The organism is Neolewinella lacunae, from assembly GCF_014349155.1.
Classification (GTDB): domain Bacteria; phylum Bacteroidota; class Bacteroidia; order Chitinophagales; family Saprospiraceae; genus Neolewinella; species Neolewinella lacunae.
This window is the reverse complement of the sequence record NZ_JACSIT010000141.1, coordinates 280,340-297,395: the sequence shown is the minus strand read 5'-3', so window position 1 is coordinate 297,395 and position 17,056 is coordinate 280,340. Positions and strand designations below refer to the sequence as shown.

Annotated in this window: 16 protein-coding genes; 7 read left to right on the top strand and 9 right to left on the bottom strand. The window is 58.4% G+C overall.

The window, feature by feature from the left end; translation table 11 throughout:
- Positions 1-858: an NINE protein gene (locus H9S92_RS16930; RefSeq protein ID WP_187467875.1), complete on the bottom strand. Its 858-nt coding sequence runs from the start codon at positions 856-858 to the stop codon at positions 1-3.
- Between the two features lie 128 nt (positions 859-986).
- Positions 987-2,240 (bottom strand): PP2C family protein-serine/threonine phosphatase, encoded by a 1,254-nt coding sequence (locus tag H9S92_RS16925; RefSeq protein WP_187467874.1) that lies wholly within the window; start codon positions 2,238-2,240, stop codon positions 987-989.
- Positions 2,241-2,494: 254 nt separating this feature from the next.
- On the opposite strand from H9S92_RS16925, the gene H9S92_RS16920 reads away from it, so the two are divergent.
- From H9S92_RS16920 to smpB, 3 genes are all read left to right on the top strand, one after another.
- Positions 2,495-3,733 carry an HD domain-containing protein gene (locus H9S92_RS16920; protein ID WP_187467873.1) on the top strand — a complete coding sequence of 413 codons (1,239 nt, stop codon included), beginning with the start codon at positions 2,495-2,497 and terminating at the stop codon, positions 3,731-3,733.
- Between the two features lie 101 nt (positions 3,734-3,834).
- Entirely contained in the window at positions 3,835-4,254 is a 420-nt protein-coding gene (locus tag H9S92_RS16915) for a DUF2141 domain-containing protein (RefSeq protein WP_187467872.1), read from the top strand.
- Positions 4,255-4,350: 96 nt separating this feature from the next.
- Positions 4,351-4,812 (top strand): SsrA-binding protein SmpB, encoded by a 462-nt coding sequence (gene smpB / locus H9S92_RS16910; protein ID WP_187467871.1) that lies wholly within the window; start codon positions 4,351-4,353, stop codon positions 4,810-4,812.
- 89 nt (positions 4,813-4,901) lie between these two features.
- Here smpB and H9S92_RS16905 read toward each other — a convergent pair whose 3' ends face one another.
- The 5 genes from H9S92_RS16905 to H9S92_RS16885 form a co-directional block, all read right to left on the bottom strand.
- Entirely contained in the window at positions 4,902-6,029 is a 1,128-nt protein-coding gene (locus H9S92_RS16905; RefSeq protein WP_187467870.1) for a lytic transglycosylase domain-containing protein, read from the bottom strand.
- Positions 6,030-6,408: 379 nt separating this feature from the next.
- Positions 6,409-6,897, bottom strand: coding sequence for a peptide-methionine (S)-S-oxide reductase MsrA (gene msrA, locus H9S92_RS16900; RefSeq protein ID WP_187467942.1), 489 nt, complete (start codon positions 6,895-6,897; stop codon positions 6,409-6,411).
- Positions 6,898-6,912: 15 nt separating this feature from the next.
- Positions 6,913-7,317: a methionine-R-sulfoxide reductase gene (locus H9S92_RS16895; RefSeq protein ID WP_187467869.1), complete on the bottom strand. Its 405-nt coding sequence runs from the start codon at positions 7,315-7,317 to the stop codon at positions 6,913-6,915.
- Positions 7,318-7,453: 136 nt separating this feature from the next.
- Complete coding sequence (purS, locus tag H9S92_RS16890) at positions 7,454-7,705, bottom strand: phosphoribosylformylglycinamidine synthase subunit PurS (RefSeq protein ID WP_187467868.1); 252 nt, start codon at positions 7,703-7,705, stop codon at positions 7,454-7,456.
- 12 nt (positions 7,706-7,717) lie between these two features.
- A complete protein-coding gene (locus H9S92_RS16885; protein WP_187467867.1) occupies positions 7,718-8,440 on the bottom strand; it encodes a CDP-alcohol phosphatidyltransferase family protein in 723 nt (240 codons plus the stop codon).
- 260 nt (positions 8,441-8,700) lie between these two features.
- On the opposite strand from H9S92_RS16885, the gene H9S92_RS16880 reads away from it, so the two are divergent.
- From H9S92_RS16880 to H9S92_RS16870, 3 genes are read left to right on the top strand one after another with little or no spacing between them, the layout of a single operon-like run.
- Positions 8,701-11,739, top strand: coding sequence for a T9SS type B sorting domain-containing protein (locus tag H9S92_RS16880; protein WP_187467866.1), 3,039 nt, complete (start codon positions 8,701-8,703; stop codon positions 11,737-11,739).
- Between the two features lie 47 nt (positions 11,740-11,786).
- A complete protein-coding gene (locus tag H9S92_RS16875) occupies positions 11,787-12,071 on the top strand; it encodes an AbrB/MazE/SpoVT family DNA-binding domain-containing protein (RefSeq protein WP_187467865.1) in 285 nt (94 codons plus the stop codon).
- Complete coding sequence (locus H9S92_RS16870; protein ID WP_187467864.1) at positions 12,064-12,507, top strand: type II toxin-antitoxin system VapC family toxin; 444 nt, start codon at positions 12,064-12,066, stop codon at positions 12,505-12,507. The genes H9S92_RS16875 and H9S92_RS16870 overlap by 8 nt, the downstream gene beginning before the upstream one ends.
- 5 nt (positions 12,508-12,512) lie before the next feature.
- Here H9S92_RS16870 and H9S92_RS16865 read toward each other — a convergent pair whose 3' ends face one another.
- On the bottom strand, positions 12,513-14,942 hold the full coding sequence (locus H9S92_RS16865; protein WP_187467863.1) for a family 78 glycoside hydrolase catalytic domain: 2,430 nt from the start codon (positions 14,940-14,942) through the stop codon (positions 12,513-12,515).
- Between the two features lie 425 nt (positions 14,943-15,367).
- Here H9S92_RS16865 and H9S92_RS16860 point away from each other — a divergent pair, with 425 nt between their 5' ends.
- Positions 15,368-16,501: a COX15/CtaA family protein gene (locus H9S92_RS16860; protein ID WP_187467862.1), complete on the top strand. Its 1,134-nt coding sequence runs from the start codon at positions 15,368-15,370 to the stop codon at positions 16,499-16,501.
- Positions 16,502-16,608: 107 nt separating this feature from the next.
- Here the strand turns inward: H9S92_RS16860 and H9S92_RS16855 are convergent, their stop codons facing one another.
- Positions 16,609-16,983: a hypothetical protein gene (locus tag H9S92_RS16855; RefSeq protein ID WP_187467861.1), complete on the bottom strand. Its 375-nt coding sequence runs from the start codon at positions 16,981-16,983 to the stop codon at positions 16,609-16,611.
- Positions 16,984-17,056: the final 73 nt, after the last annotated feature.

Below are 17,056 nucleotides of genomic sequence, written 5' to 3'. Positions count from 1 at the left end.
TTAACCCAGTAAGCGTTTTTTCTGGGTGGCAAACTCATTCTCCGTCAGCAGCCCTTTCTCCTTCAGGGTAGCCAGGCGTTGGAGTTGTTCGAGCAGGTCTTCGCTGATTTGGGGCAGTTCAACCATTTCTTCTTCCTTAATCGGATTGGCCAGTACTACTTCCTCTTCGCTGCGGTCCGGGGCCAGGCGGTAACCATTGGCGACGAAGGCCTCGAAGTTGGGCTGGACCCGCAAAAACGCCAGGCTATCGTGGGTACGGATCCGCTCGAAGTCCGCAAAACCCATGGCGACGGCCCGGTCCAGGTGGTAAAAAGCTTTGTCGGCCTCTTCCTCGCAGGAATAGGAGCAAGCAATGTTGAAGTGGGAGGCCACGTCGCGGGGGTTTTTCTCCAGTGCCTGCTGAAAAGCGAGAATGGCCCGGTCGTACTCGAAATCGCGGAAGTATTTCAGTCCGGCTTCGCGCTCGGCCTGCCCGGTGGATACGGCCCGGACGGGCTGGGGGCTGGGCCCTGTTTCGGAGGCTCGGCGGCCGTTGCGTTTTTGCCGCAGTTGTTGCTCGCGTATGGCGCGGTCGCGTTGGCGCTGCTGGTAGCGGGCTTCGCGGTCGTTCATCGGCCTGGCGTTCTGGTTGCGCAACTGGGGCTGGACGGGGTGGTATTGGCTCTTGTTGTACTTCGCGTCGAAGGTTTGCTGGTCCATGCTCAAAAAAGAGATGGCATCGATGACACCAATCAACCAGGCCAGCGGAGCAAAGATGATGTAGAGAATGCCGAGGCCCACCTGCCCCAGGTAAAAGCGGTGCAAGCCCATTATGCCGCCAAAAAAAGCCAGTACTGCCGCTAGATTTTTGTCCTTCATGTGCTAATCCTTAACGGTAAAGGAAGGCATTTCGTTCTGAATTTGGTCACTTTTCGACTAAGCCCCGGTGCATCAGGATGAAAGCCGCCGTTCCGGTGCCCGGCGCTTCGGTCCCTCACGCAGCCCGTCTACTCCTCCAGCCCCCGGAAGATGCGGCAGGTGAGCACCGTCAGGTCGTCAGGATACTCGGTCTGCTGCCGGAAATCGTCGAGCATCGTCTTGAGCGACCGGTTGAAAGCGGCGGCGGAGCGCCCGTGCTGGCGGCGGCAAAAATCGTAGAGGATTTGCTCGTCGAAGGTTTCCCCGGCCAGGTTTTGCAGGTCCGTCAGGCCGTCGGTAAAGGTAACCACCAGGGCCTCGTCTGGGAGCTGTACAGTGCCCACTTCCAGCATCGGAAGCACGTCGATGGAGCCCAAAACCAGGGTGCCTTCCGTCAGCAGTTTAATGCCGTTTTCGCTCACCAGTACCGGTGGCGGATGGCCGGCGTTGACGTAGCGCAAGACGTGGTCGTGCATGTCATACTCGGCTACAAAGAAAGTGACGAAGCGCTCCCCCCGCGTGATCTGGTACACGGCGGTGTTGATTTCGGTAACGAAGTCGTAGAGGTCGGTCCGTTTCTTGATGAGGGTGTGGAAGTTGGCCTGGAAATTGGCCATCAGCAGGGCCGCACTCACGCCCTTGCCGGTGAAGTCGCCGATGCAAAAGACGAGCTTTCCGTCTTCAAACTCTTTGTAATCGATGTAATCCCCACCTACCCCCAGCTTGGGTTTGTAGATCGTGCTGATCTCGTACTGGTCGCGGTGCGGATACTTTTCAGGGATGAGCATTTGCTGCACTTTGGCCCCGAGGTCCAGGTCCGCTTCGAGCCTTTCCTGTTCCAGTTGCCGCCGAAAAAGACGCTTGTTCTCAATCGCTACGGCAATGACGTTGGTGATCGTGGTGATGATCTGCACCCGCTCAAACATGTCTTCTTCTTCGCTGAAGCGGCCGATGAGGATGTAGGCAATGGGCCGCTCTTTGTGGAGGACGGGAACGACGTGGACAAAATTGGCGAAGAAGGGGTGGACCTTGGGGTTGACCAGGCCCGGCCGGGTGAACCGGGCCAGGGCAGCGCCCAGGTCGAAGTCAGGGAGCGGCTTATCGTCCATCCCGATCTGGGTAGCCATCAGCCAGCGCTGGTCGTTTTGGCTGTCGCGCACGAACAGAGCCATTTCCAGTACGCCGAGTTCCTGGTGCAGGAAGGTCCGGTACATGTCAAAAAGGTCATCAACGGCAACGTTGTTGTTGATGGCCTGGGTGATTTGGAGCAGACGGCGGACCTGCAACTGCCGCAAATGCAGTTCGCGTTCCAGGGCATTCATGCGCGTTATTTGGTCCGTCATCGGGCGTAAATATAAAGCAGGAATCCGGCACTAATGTGCAAGGTGGGCGCGGCCGCAGGTGCTCCCCCCCGCCCCCCCGAGTGGGGGGAGTATGGACGGGGAGCGGGGGAATACCTCCGCTCGCCGGGTACTCCCGTGGGGAGGAGGAGTTTTGCCGTAGCTTTGGCAAGCGGTGGGTCATTCCCGCAGGTAAAAGGCTGCGCCTTCCCGCGTTTTCGGTACTTTTGTCCACCTTCCGCCCCCCGGCTCCGCCAATGGAAAAAACCCATAAGATCCTCAACGACCCCGTTTACGGCTTCATCACCATCCCGTATGGCACCTTGTTTGAGCTCATCGAGCATCCGTTTTTCCAGCGCCTGCGGAGCATCAAGCAAGTCAGTCTTACCCACTACGTGTACCCCGGGGCCCTGCACACCCGTTTTCACCACGCCCTCGGGGCATTACACCTGATGGGGGACGCCATCGCCAGCCTGCGCGGCAAGGGCGTCGCCATCTCCGCCGCCGAAGCAGAAGCAGTGAGCATCGCCATCCTGCTCCACGACATCGGCCACGGCCCTTTTTCCCATACCCTCGAACACACCCTGATTTACGCCCACCACGAAGAACTCTCCCTCCTTTTTATGGAGCGGCTGAATGAGGAGTTCCAGGGCCGCCTCAGCCTGGCCATCGAAATTTTTACCGGCCGATACCCCAAGCCCTTTCTCCACCAGTTGGTCTCCGGCCAGCTCGATATGGACCGGATGGACTACCTCAACCGCGACTCTTACTTCACCGGCGTCAGCGAAGGCGTCATTGGCTACGACCGCATCATCAAGATGCTCAATGTGGTAGACGATCAACTGGTCATTGAGCAAAAGGGCATCTACTCCGTGGAGCGCTTCCTCACCAGCCGGCGCATCATGTACTGGCAGGTGTACTTACACAAGACCGTGGTTTCGGCGGAGCGGATGCTGATCCTCGTCTTGCAGCGGGCCCGCGAACTGGCCGCCATGGGCCAAACGCCGTGGGCCCCGCCCAGCCTGGAATATTTCCTCAACCACCACATCACTACCGAAGACTTCAAAAAGCGCCGCAACGAACTGCTCGACTGCTTTGCCGCCCTGGATGATACCGACATCTCCGCCGCCGTCAAGGCCTGGCAAAAACACTCCGATCCGCTGTTGTCCTACCTCAGCTACGGCCTGGTCAACCGCCGCCTTTTCCGGCTCGAGTTCTCCAACGAACCCTTTCCGGCGGCGTACCTGGACAACATCCGGACTGCCTTGGCCAGCCACCGCGATCTGCCGCGGGGGGCGGAGAGCTTCCTCATCGTCGGAGAAGAAAGCAACAGCGCCTACACCCTGAACAAAGACGAGATCATGGTACTTACCAAATCGGGCAGTGTAGTGCCCATGTCCAAAATCAGCGACTTTGGCATTGCCCCCCGCACTTTCCGCAAGTATTTCGTTTGCTACCCCAAAGAGATCAGCGGACTGCTCGCGCCCCACTTTTAGGAATTGGATAACCTTTACCCACGCCACCATTGCCCAGTGATGGGCGTTATACCTGTTTGACGGCCCTTGGCCAGGCTATTCTACACCCAACCAATGAAACAATGACTTTGCTACTCGCCATTTCGTTTTTTCTCTTCCCCCCCTCTCTTCCTAAGGTTCACCTGACCCTGACCACCGAGCAAGGAGCCAGCGGACAAATCCGGCTGGCGGTTTACGACTCCGCCACGGGATTCAGCCAGCAAAAGCCCATCCAGTCTGCCGTCTATTCCGTGGCCGATAAGTCGATGGCCCTCAGCCTCGAACTTCCCGCCCCGGGGCATTACGTGCTCGCTGCTTTTCACGACGTAAACGGCAACGGGGAACTGGATACCAACCTCTTTGGCGCTCCCACCGAACCCTACGGCTTTACCCAGGTTCCTCCTTCCAAGTGGCGGGCTCCGCAGTTTGCCGAAGTTGCCAGTTGGTTTGCCGCCGGCCCCGTAGAGCTGGCCATCAATTTAAAGCCCTGGAAGGCCTACTGAAAAGAAGGCCGGGGAAACTTTAGTGGACGTTTGGGTATTTTACACTACCAGCTTTTTTTGGAGCATCTTTACCCCGCTCCCTTTTTACCCGGACTTATGGCCAAACAGAAAAAAACAGAATTCGTTAACCGCAAAGCGCGGCATGATTACACCTTCCTGGAGACCCTCGAGGCGGGCATCGTCTTATCCGGCACCGAGATCAAGAGCATCCGCGGGGGCCACGTCAATCTGCGCGATGCCTACTGCATCTTCCAGGGCTCCGAAATGTGGGTACGCTCCGTGTTCATCGGCGAATACAAGCAGGGCAACATCCACAACCACGAAGAGCGGCAGCCCCGCAAGCTCCTCCTGAAAAAGCAGGAGCTCAAAAAGTGGCAACGCAAGGTCAAGGAAAAAGGATTCACCATCGTCCCCTATCGCCTCTACCTTAACGAGAGGGGCATTGCCAAGCTGGAAATTGCCCTGGTGCAGGGTAAAAAGACCTACGATAAGCGCGAAACCATTAAAGCTCGCGACAACAAAGTGCAGTTGGACCGGGTCATGAAGAAGTTCAACTAAACTGCCCGCTCCATTGCCGTAAAATGCAGAAGGGCCATCTTGATGATTCAAGACGGCCCTTTTGCATTTTCGCCGGAGCGTGGGAGGCACTACGGGGCAGTGGTCAACATCGCTACGGCCTGGTAGCTTTCGGCTACGGCCAGGTTAAAGCGCTCCTCGTGGGCCAGTTGGACGACCGAGGGGGAAGAGAGCAGGTTGGCCGGCTGGCAGCCCAGCAGCCAGTAGCGGGCGCTGAAGCCGAGATCGGCGACAATCTGACTGGCCAACTCGGTTTCGTTGGGGGGCATAATTTCAACGAGGTTGGGGCGGCCCCAGATGAAGGTTTTGGCTTCCCATTTCTTTTCCAGGGGGATCCGGACGCGGTAGCCGATCTCATTCGCCGGTACGTAACCCCGCAGGTAGCTGGGGTTCATCTTGCGCAGTTGCTGGCGGGGGATGCCGCAAGCGTCGGCCAGCTTGTTGAGGGAAAGGTGACGGTAGACCCGTAGGGCGGCCAGTTCGTCTTCCTTGACATTTTCGGCGGGGGTCAGGCCATAGTCGTCGTAGTAGTTGACGGTGTAGGCAGCGGCCACGTAGGCGGCTACGTACTGCTGCGACTCCCTGGGCAGGTAAGGCTTTACCTTGGGGTAGTAGGTGTGCCCGCCGGATGCGGAGATGGCCCTGCGGACGCGGCCGGGACCACAATTGTAGGCAGCAAGTGCCAGGTGCCAATCGCCAAACTGTCCGTGCAGTTCCTTGAGCATCACCACGGCAGCTTCGGTAGCCCGGTAGAGATCGAGGCGCTCGTCAACGGTTCCGTCGACGCGGAGGCCCATGCTACGGGCGGTGGCGGGCATGAGTTGCCAAAGGCCGGCCGCACTGGCCGAAGAGACTGCCCGGGGTACGAGCATGGATTCTGCCACGGCCAGGTACTTCAGGCTTTCGGGCATTTCGTGCTTGGCCAGGTAGTACTCAAAGATGGGGAAGTACTGGCTGGCTCGGCCCAACATTTTTTCCGTGCTGTGGCTGCCGGTGCCCAGGTAGTCCTGAAGCTTGGAGCGCAAGTGGGCATCGGTGGCGTGGGTGGAGAGGGGAAGGTCAAGGTCAGCCAAACGGTGGCTGATGTTCGCGGGGTCGTTGCTGGATGAAGGTACCGTTGTACTTATCGAGTTCGCCTGCGCGCTCAGCACCATTGCCACAAAAAGGGCAAGGTGCAAGCACTTCATTAGCTTGCTCATCTAAAATAATTTCGTTTAAAAATTACTGACCGCCTCACTGCCGCGGGTTCATGGGATGCGGCTCTTCGGTCAGCTTGTCGTGGGGTATCATCTGGGGTACGGATGAGAAAAAACAGTCGCCAGAAAGGGTTTCCCCGTTCCTTAGCTCCCGCAAAGATACTGGCATCTGGTGCCACGGGTCAAGGCTTTGGGCCCTAATGACCTGTTTGTCAGGCCCTCCGGCCCCGTTTTTCGGGCTTTTGCCGATTTCGCGATTCAGGCTCCAGACGGGCAAAATCTACCGAAAACGAAATTTTCTCCCTATTTCCATCGGTGGAGATGCCACCAACGGAATAAACATTAGGAAAAACCGCAAGTGACCTTTAAGGGAAAAACTGCCTTATTTAAATGTTAAAATTTTTCGAATTTCCTCCGCATCCCGTCTTTCGGGCGCGATTCCCCGGGCCGAACAGTACTGTTGGTGGCGGGATTCGGCGGGGTAGAAGGCCGTGATTTCCGCTATTTGGGTCTGTACGGCGTAGCCCTTCTGTCGCAGTTTTTCGACGCTGGCTTCGGCCGTCTGCAGTTGCTCCGGGCCGGCGGAGTCACCGGCCAGCACGAAAATGGCCGAGCGGTATTGCCCGCCGCGATCCTGGCGGTTGCGGGTAGCGTCGTGGAGGGCAAAGAACTCGGTCAGGAGGTCCGCCGTGCTAAGCGTACGGATGTCGTAGGTTACCTCCACCGTTTCAGCGTGGCCGGTGGTTTTGGTACAGACCTGGCGGTAGGTGGGGTGGGGCAGGTGCCCGCCAGCGAAGCCCACCCGGGTGTTCACCACGCCGGGGAGTTGCCGGAGGTGATACTCCCGCCCCCAAAAGCAACCACTGGCCAGGTAGAGGGTGGCCCTTCAGGCCGGGTTTTCGCTTTGGGCCTCGAATTTGGCGCGGGGGATGAAGCGGATGGAGAGGCTGTTGACGCAGTGGCGGGTGTCCTTGGGGGTGAAGCGCTCACCTTCAAAGACGTGGCCAAGGTGCCCGCCGCAGTTGTGGCAAAGGATTTCTACCCGCCGGCCGTCGCGGTCGCGCACCTTATCAATGGCCCCGGCAATTTCGTCGTCGAAACTTGGCCAGCCGCAACCGCTGCTGAACTTGTCCTGGCTATCGTAGAGGGGCGCATCGCAGCGGCGGCAGACGTACACGCCGTCTACCTTAAAATTGTTGTACTCATTGGCGAAGGGCATTTCCGTACCCTTGTGTACAATGACGTGCTCTTCCTCTGGCGTGAGGGGGTTGTAGTTGTCCGGAGTTTTCATACCGGATCAACAAAGTTGCCTGCGCCAGGGTTCTGAGCGGTCGGGGGGGGGCCTCCGCTCATTGGTCCGTTCCCCGCACCTGCGGCCGCGCCCAGCGTCCCGAAAACCGCGGCGGCGGGTGCGGCAGATGAAATGCTTAGAGTTCTTCGATGACGAAGTCGTAGCTTTCCATAATGACGTTGGCCAGCAATTTGCTGCAGGCCATTTCCACCTGATCGTGGGCCTCGTCCGCGCTGGCGGCGTCGAGGCTGATGGTGATGTGCTTACCGATGCGCACGTCCGTCACGCCATCGATGCCAATGTTGGGCAGGTTTTTGACAACCACTTTGCCCTGGGGGTCGAGCAGTTCGGCCTTGGGCATTACGTTGATGTGGGCGAGAAATTTCATGGAATGCGGCATTTAGTGGCGCGGGGGCGGCGCGAGAAAATTGATGACCAGGTACACGCCCACGATGAAGGGGAAAGCTGCCGCGCGCAGGGCGAGCAGCAGGGCGAGGGCGAGGGCCGCAAAGATAATCCGCGTCTCGTTGCCCGCCCACTTAGCTCCCTTGATCTTGAAAGAAAACATGGGGTGCTCCGAAACGAGCAGGTAGGAAAACAGGGCAATGACCGGAAAAAGCACCAGCGGACTACTGACGTAGGCCGCCCAGCCGAAGGCATCCTGATCGTAAATGAGCATCAGGCCCACCGCAAAAACGGTACTGGTGGGGGTGGCCACGCCGATAAAATTTTCGGATTGCCGGGTATCGAGGTTGAACTTGGCCAGGCGCAGCGCAGAAAATAAGGTAACCACCAGCCCGGGTGCGGCGTACCAGGACCAGCCGATGGCGGGCGCGGACGCAGGTGCCGGGTCTTGTCCTGCGAAGAGCAAAGTATAGTAAATGACGCCGGGCACCGCCCCGAAGGAAACCATATCCGCCAAACTGTCGAGCTCTTTGCCGTGCTCACTCGATACCCCGAGCAGGCGGGCCGCCAGCCCATCGCCGAAGTCGAACCAGCCCGCCGCAAACAGAAACCAGAACGCGGCAACGAACTGCTGATCGAGCACACTGATGATGGCCGCACAACCACAGAAGAGGTTGAGCAGCGTGATGAGGTTGGGAATTTGTGATTTGCTGAACACGGATGAGGGTGGCTTGTTTTTTTCCCGCCGGGAAGGACAAGGTAGTGGTCCTTTTCCCTTTTGTCAGCAAAAAGCGTGCGGAACTGTTATGAAACCCGTAAAGCCGGTGATTCGTCGGTAATTTGCCAACGTTTTAACGTACCGAAGTAGTCTGTTTTTCTGTTTTACCCCTGCGCTTTCCGCCTGGCTGCTCTACTCGACAGTTGGCGGTACCGACAAATACATCCCTTTCACTCCCCAGATAATACCGCCCCGAAACAATGCGATCATTTTACCTTTTGGTGCTTCTGCTCTTGGGCCTGGCCACTCCCCTGGCCGCGCAACGGGCAAATGACGAGTGCAGTAACGCCCTGGCCCTGCCCCCGGTACTGAATTACTGCTCTGGCCCCGGTGCACTATCCAACACCGGCGCTACTACGTCTTTCACCGGTGCGCAGGCCAATAATTACGGTATCTGCATCAGTGAGCCGAATGAAATGCACGACGTCTGGTTCTCCTTCGTAGCCCAACGCAACTCGGCCAACATCCGGGTAAATGGAAACATTCCAGGCAACGTACGGGGATCCATCGTCTCTCCGCAAATGACCCTGTACAGCGGCCCGTGTGCGGACATTACCCGCGATGACGTCATCGTCTGTAAGTCCCCTTTCCAAAACCTCAATGGCATCAACGCCATTGCCACCAACCTCATCGTGGGCGAAACCTACTTCCTGCTCGTAGGGGCCCGCAACGGCAACGAAGGCACTTTTGAGCTTTGTATTGACCAGTTCGACGCCGTGCCCGACCCCAACAGCGACTGCGCTACGGGCGTAATTCTTTGCGATAAGTCTCCCTTCAGTGTTGCCTTTTTGAGTGGCAACGGGACGGTGCGGGATGACCTCCAGGCCAACGGCTGTGTGGACAACAACTGCCGGCCGACCGAAGACAATTCTGCCTGGTACCGCTGGACCTGCGACCAGCCCGGCACCCTCTCTTTCGTCATCACCCCCCTCGGCGCAGCCATCAACGAAGACATCGACTTTGCCGTCTATGAACTGACCAACGGCATTGACGACTGCGGCGCCCGCCAAACCCTACGCTGTATGTACTCCGGCGAAACCGGGGGCCAGGCCGATAACCTCAACCTGCCCTGTCTGGGCCCCACAGGAATGAGCGATGCCGACCCCGACACCTCCGAAAGCTGTGGTTGCCAGCCGGGAAACAACAATTTTGTCCGGTCCATTGACATGGTAGCCGGGCGGAGCTATGCCCTGGTGATTTTCAATTTTTCGGCTTCGGGCGACGGCTTTTCCATCGAGTTCGGTGGGACGGGGACTTTCGTGGGGCCCGAGGCGGCGTTCTCTTTCAGCAGCGCCGAAGTCTGCGTGGGTGATGCCCTGGTCTTTGAGGACCGGTCTACCTCCGTCGATCAGATCGTTTCCCGGGAATGGAACTTCGGCCCCACGGCTACGCCCCGGACGGCCAGCGGCCCCGGCCCCCACTCCGTCGTTTTCGGTGCCCCCGGCAACCCGGCCGTGGAGCTGGTCATCGAAACTTCGCGGGAGTGCCGCGAAATCCTGAGCCAGCGGGAAGTCAACGTCATATGCTGCGACGGTCAGTTTACGGGCACGGCCCAGATCAGCGACGTGGTTTGCCCCAACGACATTACGGGGGCTATTGACCTGACGGCCACGAGCAGTTTTTCGCCCACCACCCTGGCCTTCAACTGGAGCAATGGGGCGATGACCGAAGACCTGAACAACCTGGGTCTGGGGGATTACACCGTTACGGTCAGCGACGTCTCGGGCTGCGAAGAAGTTTTTACCTACACCGTCGGTGGCCCGCCCGCTTTCCGATTTGATACCTTGATTGGGATGCCCGACTGTGCCGGAGGGACCAACGGATCGCTCACCTTCACCGTGCTGGCGGGGGGGCTGGGGCCTTACGAATACAGCTTCAACGGTGGAGCCTTCAGCGGAAACAACGTCTTGAACAACCTGCCGGTCTCTACCGTCAACGTCGTAGCCCGCGACGCCAACGGCTGCCTGGTGGACCAGGCCATTGACGTAGATGAGCTCGAACTGGGGCTGGTCCAAGGCGCGCCGGTATTCACCGAACCCATTTGCAACGGCGATGCCAACGGCCGTATCGAGATCCAGCTCGCCAACGGGCGGCCCGGCTACGAATATGATTTCAACCTGGGCCAGGGCTTTCAGGCCAGCAACGTCCAGGCGGGTCTCGTTGCGGGTACTTACACCGTAAACGCACGCGACGCCGACGGCTGCCTGGGCAATTTCACGGTAGAACTGACCGAGCCGACGCCCATCACCGTTGCTCCGGCCGCTACTGACATCAGTTGCTTCGGGGCCGACGACGGCAGCATCTTAGTGCTCACCGGCGGCGGGCGGCCATCTTACACCTACGCCTGGTCTGACGGCAGCAGCGCCGACACCCTGCGCACCGATCTTCCGCCCGGACCCTACACCATCAGCCTGACCGACCAGAACGGCTGCGTCCGCTCCGCTAGCGTCACCATCAACGAGCCCAACGAGATTTTTCCCGTCCTGGAGCAAGCTACTGACCTGACCTGTTTTGAAGAACCAACCGGTTCGTTCCTGCTTTCCGCGACGGGGGGTACACCGGACTATACCTACTCTGCGGACGGCAGCAGCTTCCAGGCCGATCCGCTGCTGGGCAATCTGCTGGCGGGCGATTACCGCCTTTATGTGATGGACGCCAACGGCTGCCTCGACTCCCTCGACGGGAGGCTGAACCAGCCCGTGGAATTCATCATTGACCCGGGCAATGACGTCCGCATTTTCCTCGGCTTCGATACCATCCTGCGGGTGGTGAGCAACTACGATCCAGTCCGTTACCAGTGGGGCCCGGACTCCCTACGCTGTCTCGACCCGCCCTGCACCCGCGTCAGCGCCGGACCTTTCACCACTACCTTATATACCGTCATCGGCACCAACGCCGCTGGCTGCCGCGATAGCGCCACGGTGGAAGTGGCCGTGGTGGCCGATCGGCCGCTCTACGTGCCCAACGCTTTCAGCCCGAACGGCGACGGCGTCAACGACGGCTTTACCATCTTCGGGGGGCGGGCCGTGGCCGAAATCGAGTCGCTGCGCATTTACGATCGCTGGGGTGGACTGGTCTTTGAAAACGAAAATTTCTTGCCCAACGAACCCAGCCTGGGTTGGGACGGACTGGTGGACGGGCGGCCCGTAAATCCGGCGGTTTTTGTGTACGCCGCGCGGGTCCGCTTCGTCAATGGCACCGTGCAAGAATATGGGGGAGATTTAACCCTCCTCCGCTAGCAACTTGTTTTGCCAATTTTTCGTTTATTTGGCAAAATTTAGTGGCCATGAAAGTTACCGTTGATAAATTTGGCAGGATTTTGATTCCGAAAAAGCTGCGGGAGGCGGGGGGCATCGAGGCAGGCTCCGTTTTCGAAATTGAAATGGACGACAGCACCCATTCGCTTTTCTTCAAGCTCGTCCCCGAAGTGCTCCCACACGTAGAGTACACTCCATGGGGGTGGCCGGTCATCGTTTATCCTGATCCGAGCGTCGTGAATTTTAACTTAAAAGAATTCATCAACACTGGCTACGAAGAACGCGGCCTACAACTTTTGGGTCTCAATGATTAGCTACTTCGATACCACCGTCCTTTTAGCTGCTTTGATTACTAAACACGAGCTTCACGAAAAAGCGAAGGCTCGCTTACAGCTTTCAGTAGAAGGAGGCACCGCACTTACCACAACCACGCATGCTTTTGCGGAATTGTATAGAAACATTTCAAAACCGACCAGTTTTGGAATCCATCTGCCTCCAGCGGCTGCAGCTGAAGCAATTATCAACGGCATTGGCAGGCTACTCACCGTCGTCGAACTGTATAGGGCCGACTACGAAGCCGCTATCAGACGCTGCGAAGAGTTGAACTTAACTGGTGCCGTCATCTACGATGCACTACACTACCAGGCAGCTTTGAAAGGAGGTGCCGAAGTCATTTATACGGATAACCTTAAAGATTTTACGCGCTTACAAAAGGAAGGCGAAACCATCCGCGTTGAGGGAATCCGTTGATGGCCTTATTCCCGCTGGACGCTGATTTTGTTGATCCCACCGGTGAGGGACTTTTCTTGGCTGCCGAGAGAGAAGGTGCCCGTTACTCCCTGGGGTAATTCGATCTCGAAGTGTACGTTTTTTTCGTCTGGGTTGGCGCTTAGCCGGACTACGCCCTGGGGGTGGGCGACTACGGCTTCGTAGGCGAAGGGGGCCAGGGCGGGCTGGATGGATACTTCCGCAAACCCTGGGCTGGCGGGGCGAATACCGGCGAAGGTGGCCAGCAAATCGTAGTTCGGGCTGGCGCTCCAGGCGTGGCAATCCGAGCGGGTCTCGCCGCCTTTTTCGGGGAAGGTGGTGAAGCCCTGATCGAGGTAGCGCGCCCAAATATCCAGTTGTTCGGGGTAGCGGTGGCCGTTGCCCGTGTGGTAAAGGGCCTGGATGAGGTAGAAGCGGAAGTACTCCGAAACCTGGGCCAAACCTGGTGAGGTGAGGGTTTTTTCCAGCAGGGCTTCCTGAAAATTCTGGAGGCTGGTGGGCGTTTGGGGCGCGGGCGCAGGTGCCAGGTCCGTCAACAAAGCCAGGATATTGGCGTGCTGGCTGTAAGTGGTACCGGCGGGCGTATCGCTGAACAGTCTTCGCTCGGCATTCCAGCAGTGTTGGGAAACGGCCTGGATGATGCGCTCTGCCCGGGCGCTGTACGTACCGGCAAAGTCGGGCGCGTCGAAGTAAGCACAGAGCTTTGCCGCCGTCCGGAGGGCCAGGGCGTACTGCAAACTAATGATGCTGGAGCCGCCTTCGAGATCGGGGACACCGCCCGCGCGGAGGGACTCGCTCCAGGGCCATTCCGGGGTCCAGTCAACGAAGTTCCAGTAATCCGTAGGCCCCACCAGGCCGTTGGGCAGCAGTTGTTGGTGGTACCAGTTGAGTACGGCGTGGACCCCCTCAAGGCGGTCTTGGACAAAGCTCGTATCGGGGCGGTGCATCCAGTAGTCGCCCACCATTTCAATCCAGGACAGGGAATAGGGTGGGATGATTTGGAGGACATTGGACGGGTAGCGGCTCTGGGTGAGTCCGTCGCTGGTGCGGCTTTGGTCAAAGAGTAAGATGGCTTTGCGCATCAGGCGATCGTCTCCCGCAACGTAGAGGCTGATGAGGGCCTGGATGCGGGTGTCGCCCGCGTACTGCAGCTGTTCGTAGTAGGGGCAATCGACGTAAGTTTCCTGGGCACACATGCGGGCGGTTTGCCAGCCTACGCGCCAGATGTCTTCCGCCCGCAGCGCATTGGCGGCGGTTTTGAAGCTGCCGCGTTCGGTGAAGGGGTAGGCAAAAGACTCGGCGGGGGCCAGTTGGAAAGACAGCGCTTCGGAAGGGTTATCGATGATGACTTCCACGTAACGGGCGGTGCGGAACCAGGGGGTGGAATAACTCCGCTTCGCTCCGCCGTCGAGGATAAATTCGTCGTAGACCCCATGCATTGTTTTGCCTTGGGTGGCGTCGCGCTGGCCTTTTCGTCCCGCCTTATCGATCAGGCTTTCGGCGTAGGTGATGCGCAGGCGGGCGCCTTTTCCGCCGGTGGTGCTGAAGTTGAAGAAGAAGTTTTCCAGCTGGCCGAAGTCGAGCAATAGCGTATCGGTAGTACCGGCGGGCAGCTGGTACGGTTCCTGACCGAAGGTCTGGCGCTGGCCGCTGCGTACCACGCCGGGAAGAGGCAGCGGCTGGCGGGTGATGAGCGGAATCTGCCGGGGGACCAGGGCCCAGTAAAATTCGCTGCCCAGTCCGGCGGGTGCCGCTTTGAGGAGGGTTTTAGCGGGGGCCCAGTGGGAGTCGGCATAATCCTGCCTTTCCCAGTTCCACGGAAATTGGTCCCCAGCGATGCGCAACTGGGGGCCAACCACGAGGTAGGTACGGAGCCGTTCACGGGCCCCGGTGAGCGGGGAATAGGCGCTGTTGTGGTAGCTCCGCCACTGGCCATCGGTACGCAATCCGGCGAACGCAGGCGAGGTGGGCTGCAGGACAAAAGCCGTGCGGTAGCTGTGCTGGCTCCAGGGTCCGTCCACGCCGTAGTTCCACACCTGGGCGGCAATGACGTTATTGCCCGGTTGCAAGTAGGGGCCCAGATCGTAGGTCTCGTAGCGCCAGTGAAGGAGATCACCGCGGGCGGGTCCTTCGCCGACGCGCCGGCCGTTGACGAAGAGTTGGTAACGGTTATCGGCGGAGACGAGGACGGGGAGGGAGTCCGGGACGGCCTCCAGCGAAAAAGTGCGGCGGAAGTGCAACACGGCAAACTCGCGTGACGGCGCCGTGGGGTGGGTGATCCAGCTGGCCTCCCAGGCCCGCTCCGCCCAGTCTTGTGCCCCCAGCCCAGCGCCCCAAAACAGGATGAGCAGGACGCAAACCGTACTAAGTTGGGGCCAAAGCCGCCGGAAGTTCTCCACAGGGGCAAGATTAAGCATACGTAAAGGCATTGTAAACCTGATGGTTATGATCGACTGATTTCCACAGCTAAGATGGGGAAAAGCGTGGAAACATTGCCCCTTATCCACAGCCCGGCACCTGCGGCCGCGCCCAAGGGGCCCTTTTTCCACATTTCCACATTTTGCTGCGTCGGGAATCCACGGCATACTGACAGGTAAGCGTCAAAATTCCCCACCCGCCCCCCAAAAAGTTATGCGGTGGAGAAGGATTCCCCACGCTGTGGATAATTTTGCAAAAGCGCATCCTTCCTCACTTTTCGCTGTTGAAAATGCGTGGAAATCCGGGTCTAAAATGTGTGGAATGATTTACGCAAGCCTTGCGCCGACGAGTTCTCCCCCTTTCCACAGGCCTGATGATGACAATAGGATTTAAATTTTAAAAAAGTATTAATAACTATTAAGAGATGGGTGAAGTGAAAACTTTCGGCGGCACAAGAATCGGGGCGGCCCCCAGCCGTTACCCCCGGCCGGTCCGGCTCTGGCTGCTGGTGGGCCTGGTCATGGTCGTGGGGCAGATCGTCATTGGGGGCATCACACGCCTGACGGAATCGGGCCTTTCCATCACCGAGTGGAAACCCCTGAGCGGGGCGATGCCGCCCATGAATGCGGCCGATTGGCAGAGCGAGTTTGAGAAGTACCGGGCCAGCCCCCAGTTTGAGAAGATCTTTGCCGACATCAGCATGGACGATTTCAAGTTCATTTACTTCTGGGAGTGGTTTCACCGGCAGTGGGCGCGTTTCATGGGCCTGGTCTTTGCGGTGGGCTTCGTAGTGTTCTGGCGCAAAGGGTGGCTCGGTGGGCCGCTCATGCGTCGCCTGGGCGTGGTGGTCCTCCTGGCCGCCCTGGCCGCCAGCTTCGGGTGGATCATGGTGGCCAGCGGCCTCATCGACCGGCCCTGGGTCAATGCCTACAAGCTCACCATTCATCTCAGTCTGGGCATTTTGCTCTTTTCCTACTTATTGTGGACAATCCTCAAAGTGAACTACCCACAGGGCCGGACTTTTCCACATACCCGCGTGGAAAAGTGGATTTGGCCCCTCAATATCGTACTGGCTGCACAGCTGATTCTGGGGGGAATCATGAGTGGGGCCAAGGCGGCTTTGCCCTTCCCAACCTGGCCGGATATGAACGGTCATTTTATTCCACCGGTTCTGAAGGATGCGGGGATGTGGACTGTGGAAAACATGGTGTATTACGAGGCCACTTTGTTTCAACCGGCCTTAATCCAGTTCTTGCACCGACTCACGGCTTATGCCCTGGTAATCATTGTATTTGCTTACCTTTTTCAGGTATTCCGGGCGGGCTTGTGGCGGGAATTAAGCAAAGTTCACACCCTGTTGATAATCCTGTTGATAACTCAGGTACTTCTCGGAATTGCCACCGTGGTGAGTAGCCAGGGACAGGTGCCCGTAGGCCTCGGCGTAGCCCACCAGCTGGGGGCAATTCTGCTGGTGGGTACCGTCGTTTGGCTCAACCATCGTTTCCGTCCGGGCACCCCATTATTGCCTGTGGATAAAACGGTGGAAAAAGCTGCCTGAAAAATTTGCAAATGTTAAGGCGCGGTTGTACGCTGGGAAAAGATGGGATGTACCCGGTTCCTTTTTAAATTCCGTAGCGGCCGCTTCCTGCCGTAGCATCCGGAAGATTATTTGCTTTCCTCAGCCCAGCTTTGCTTGCGCAGGCGGGTAAACTGCGCGCCCAGTAAGACCACCAACAAAAAGTGGGAAAGCATCGCCCGGACGTCGGGGTTGTAGAGTCCTTGCACTAGGGCCATGCCCAGGTGGAAAGCGGTGAGTAGTCCTGTAATGGTCAAGACAAACTGCGGACTGGCCGATTTGCGCCAGGCCAGGAAAGAAAGCAGTGCCAGCAGCAGCGCCGCCAGGCCGTACATTTTGGTCACCAGCAGAAAACTCTCGCCGCTGCCCGCTCCCAGGCCGGGCAAACGTTGGACCCAGGCGGGAAAGAACAGGAAGAGCAGGCCGATGAGGCCTTCGATGAGGGTGTGGAGCAGGAGGACCATCGGGGGAAGAGCTTGGGAAAAGGAGAAGGGGGAAGCGCTATCTTGGGCGTTCCTCTTGCCAACCGTTTAAATT

Coding starts and splice junctions, on each gene's coding strand:
- H9S92_RS16915 (WP_187467872.1), top strand. CDS start 3,835: ATGACTTTGCTACTCGCCATTTCGTTTTTTCTCTTCCCCCCCTCTCTT.
- smpB (WP_187467871.1), top strand. CDS start 4,351: ATGGCCAAACAGAAAAAAACAGAATTCGTTAACCGCAAAGCGCGGCAT.
- H9S92_RS16870 (WP_187467864.1), top strand. CDS start 12,064: ATGATTAGCTACTTCGATACCACCGTCCTTTTAGCTGCTTTGATTACT.
- H9S92_RS16880 (WP_187467866.1), top strand. CDS start 8,701: ATGCGATCATTTTACCTTTTGGTGCTTCTGCTCTTGGGCCTGGCCACT.
- H9S92_RS16905 (WP_187467870.1), bottom strand. CDS start 6,029: ATGAGCAAGCTAATGAAGTGCTTGCACCTTGCCCTTTTTGTGGCAATG.
- H9S92_RS16895 (WP_187467869.1), bottom strand. CDS start 7,317: ATGAAAACTCCGGACAACTACAACCCCCTCACGCCAGAGGAAGAGCAC.
- H9S92_RS16925 (WP_187467874.1), bottom strand. CDS start 2,240: ATGACGGACCAAATAACGCGCATGAATGCCCTGGAACGCGAACTGCAT.
- H9S92_RS16855 (WP_187467861.1), bottom strand. CDS start 16,983: ATGGTCCTCCTGCTCCACACCCTCATCGAAGGCCTCATCGGCCTGCTC.
- purS (WP_187467868.1), bottom strand. CDS start 7,705: ATGAAATTTCTCGCCCACATCAACGTAATGCCCAAGGCCGAACTGCTC.
- H9S92_RS16860 (WP_187467862.1), top strand. CDS start 15,368: ATGGGTGAAGTGAAAACTTTCGGCGGCACAAGAATCGGGGCGGCCCCC.
- H9S92_RS16920 (WP_187467873.1), top strand. CDS start 2,495: ATGGAAAAAACCCATAAGATCCTCAACGACCCCGTTTACGGCTTCATC.
- H9S92_RS16875 (WP_187467865.1), top strand. CDS start 11,787: ATGAAAGTTACCGTTGATAAATTTGGCAGGATTTTGATTCCGAAAAAG.
- H9S92_RS16930 (WP_187467875.1), bottom strand. CDS start 858: ATGAAGGACAAAAATCTAGCGGCAGTACTGGCTTTTTTTGGCGGCATA.
- H9S92_RS16865 (WP_187467863.1), bottom strand. CDS start 14,942: ATGCTTAATCTTGCCCCTGTGGAGAACTTCCGGCGGCTTTGGCCCCAA.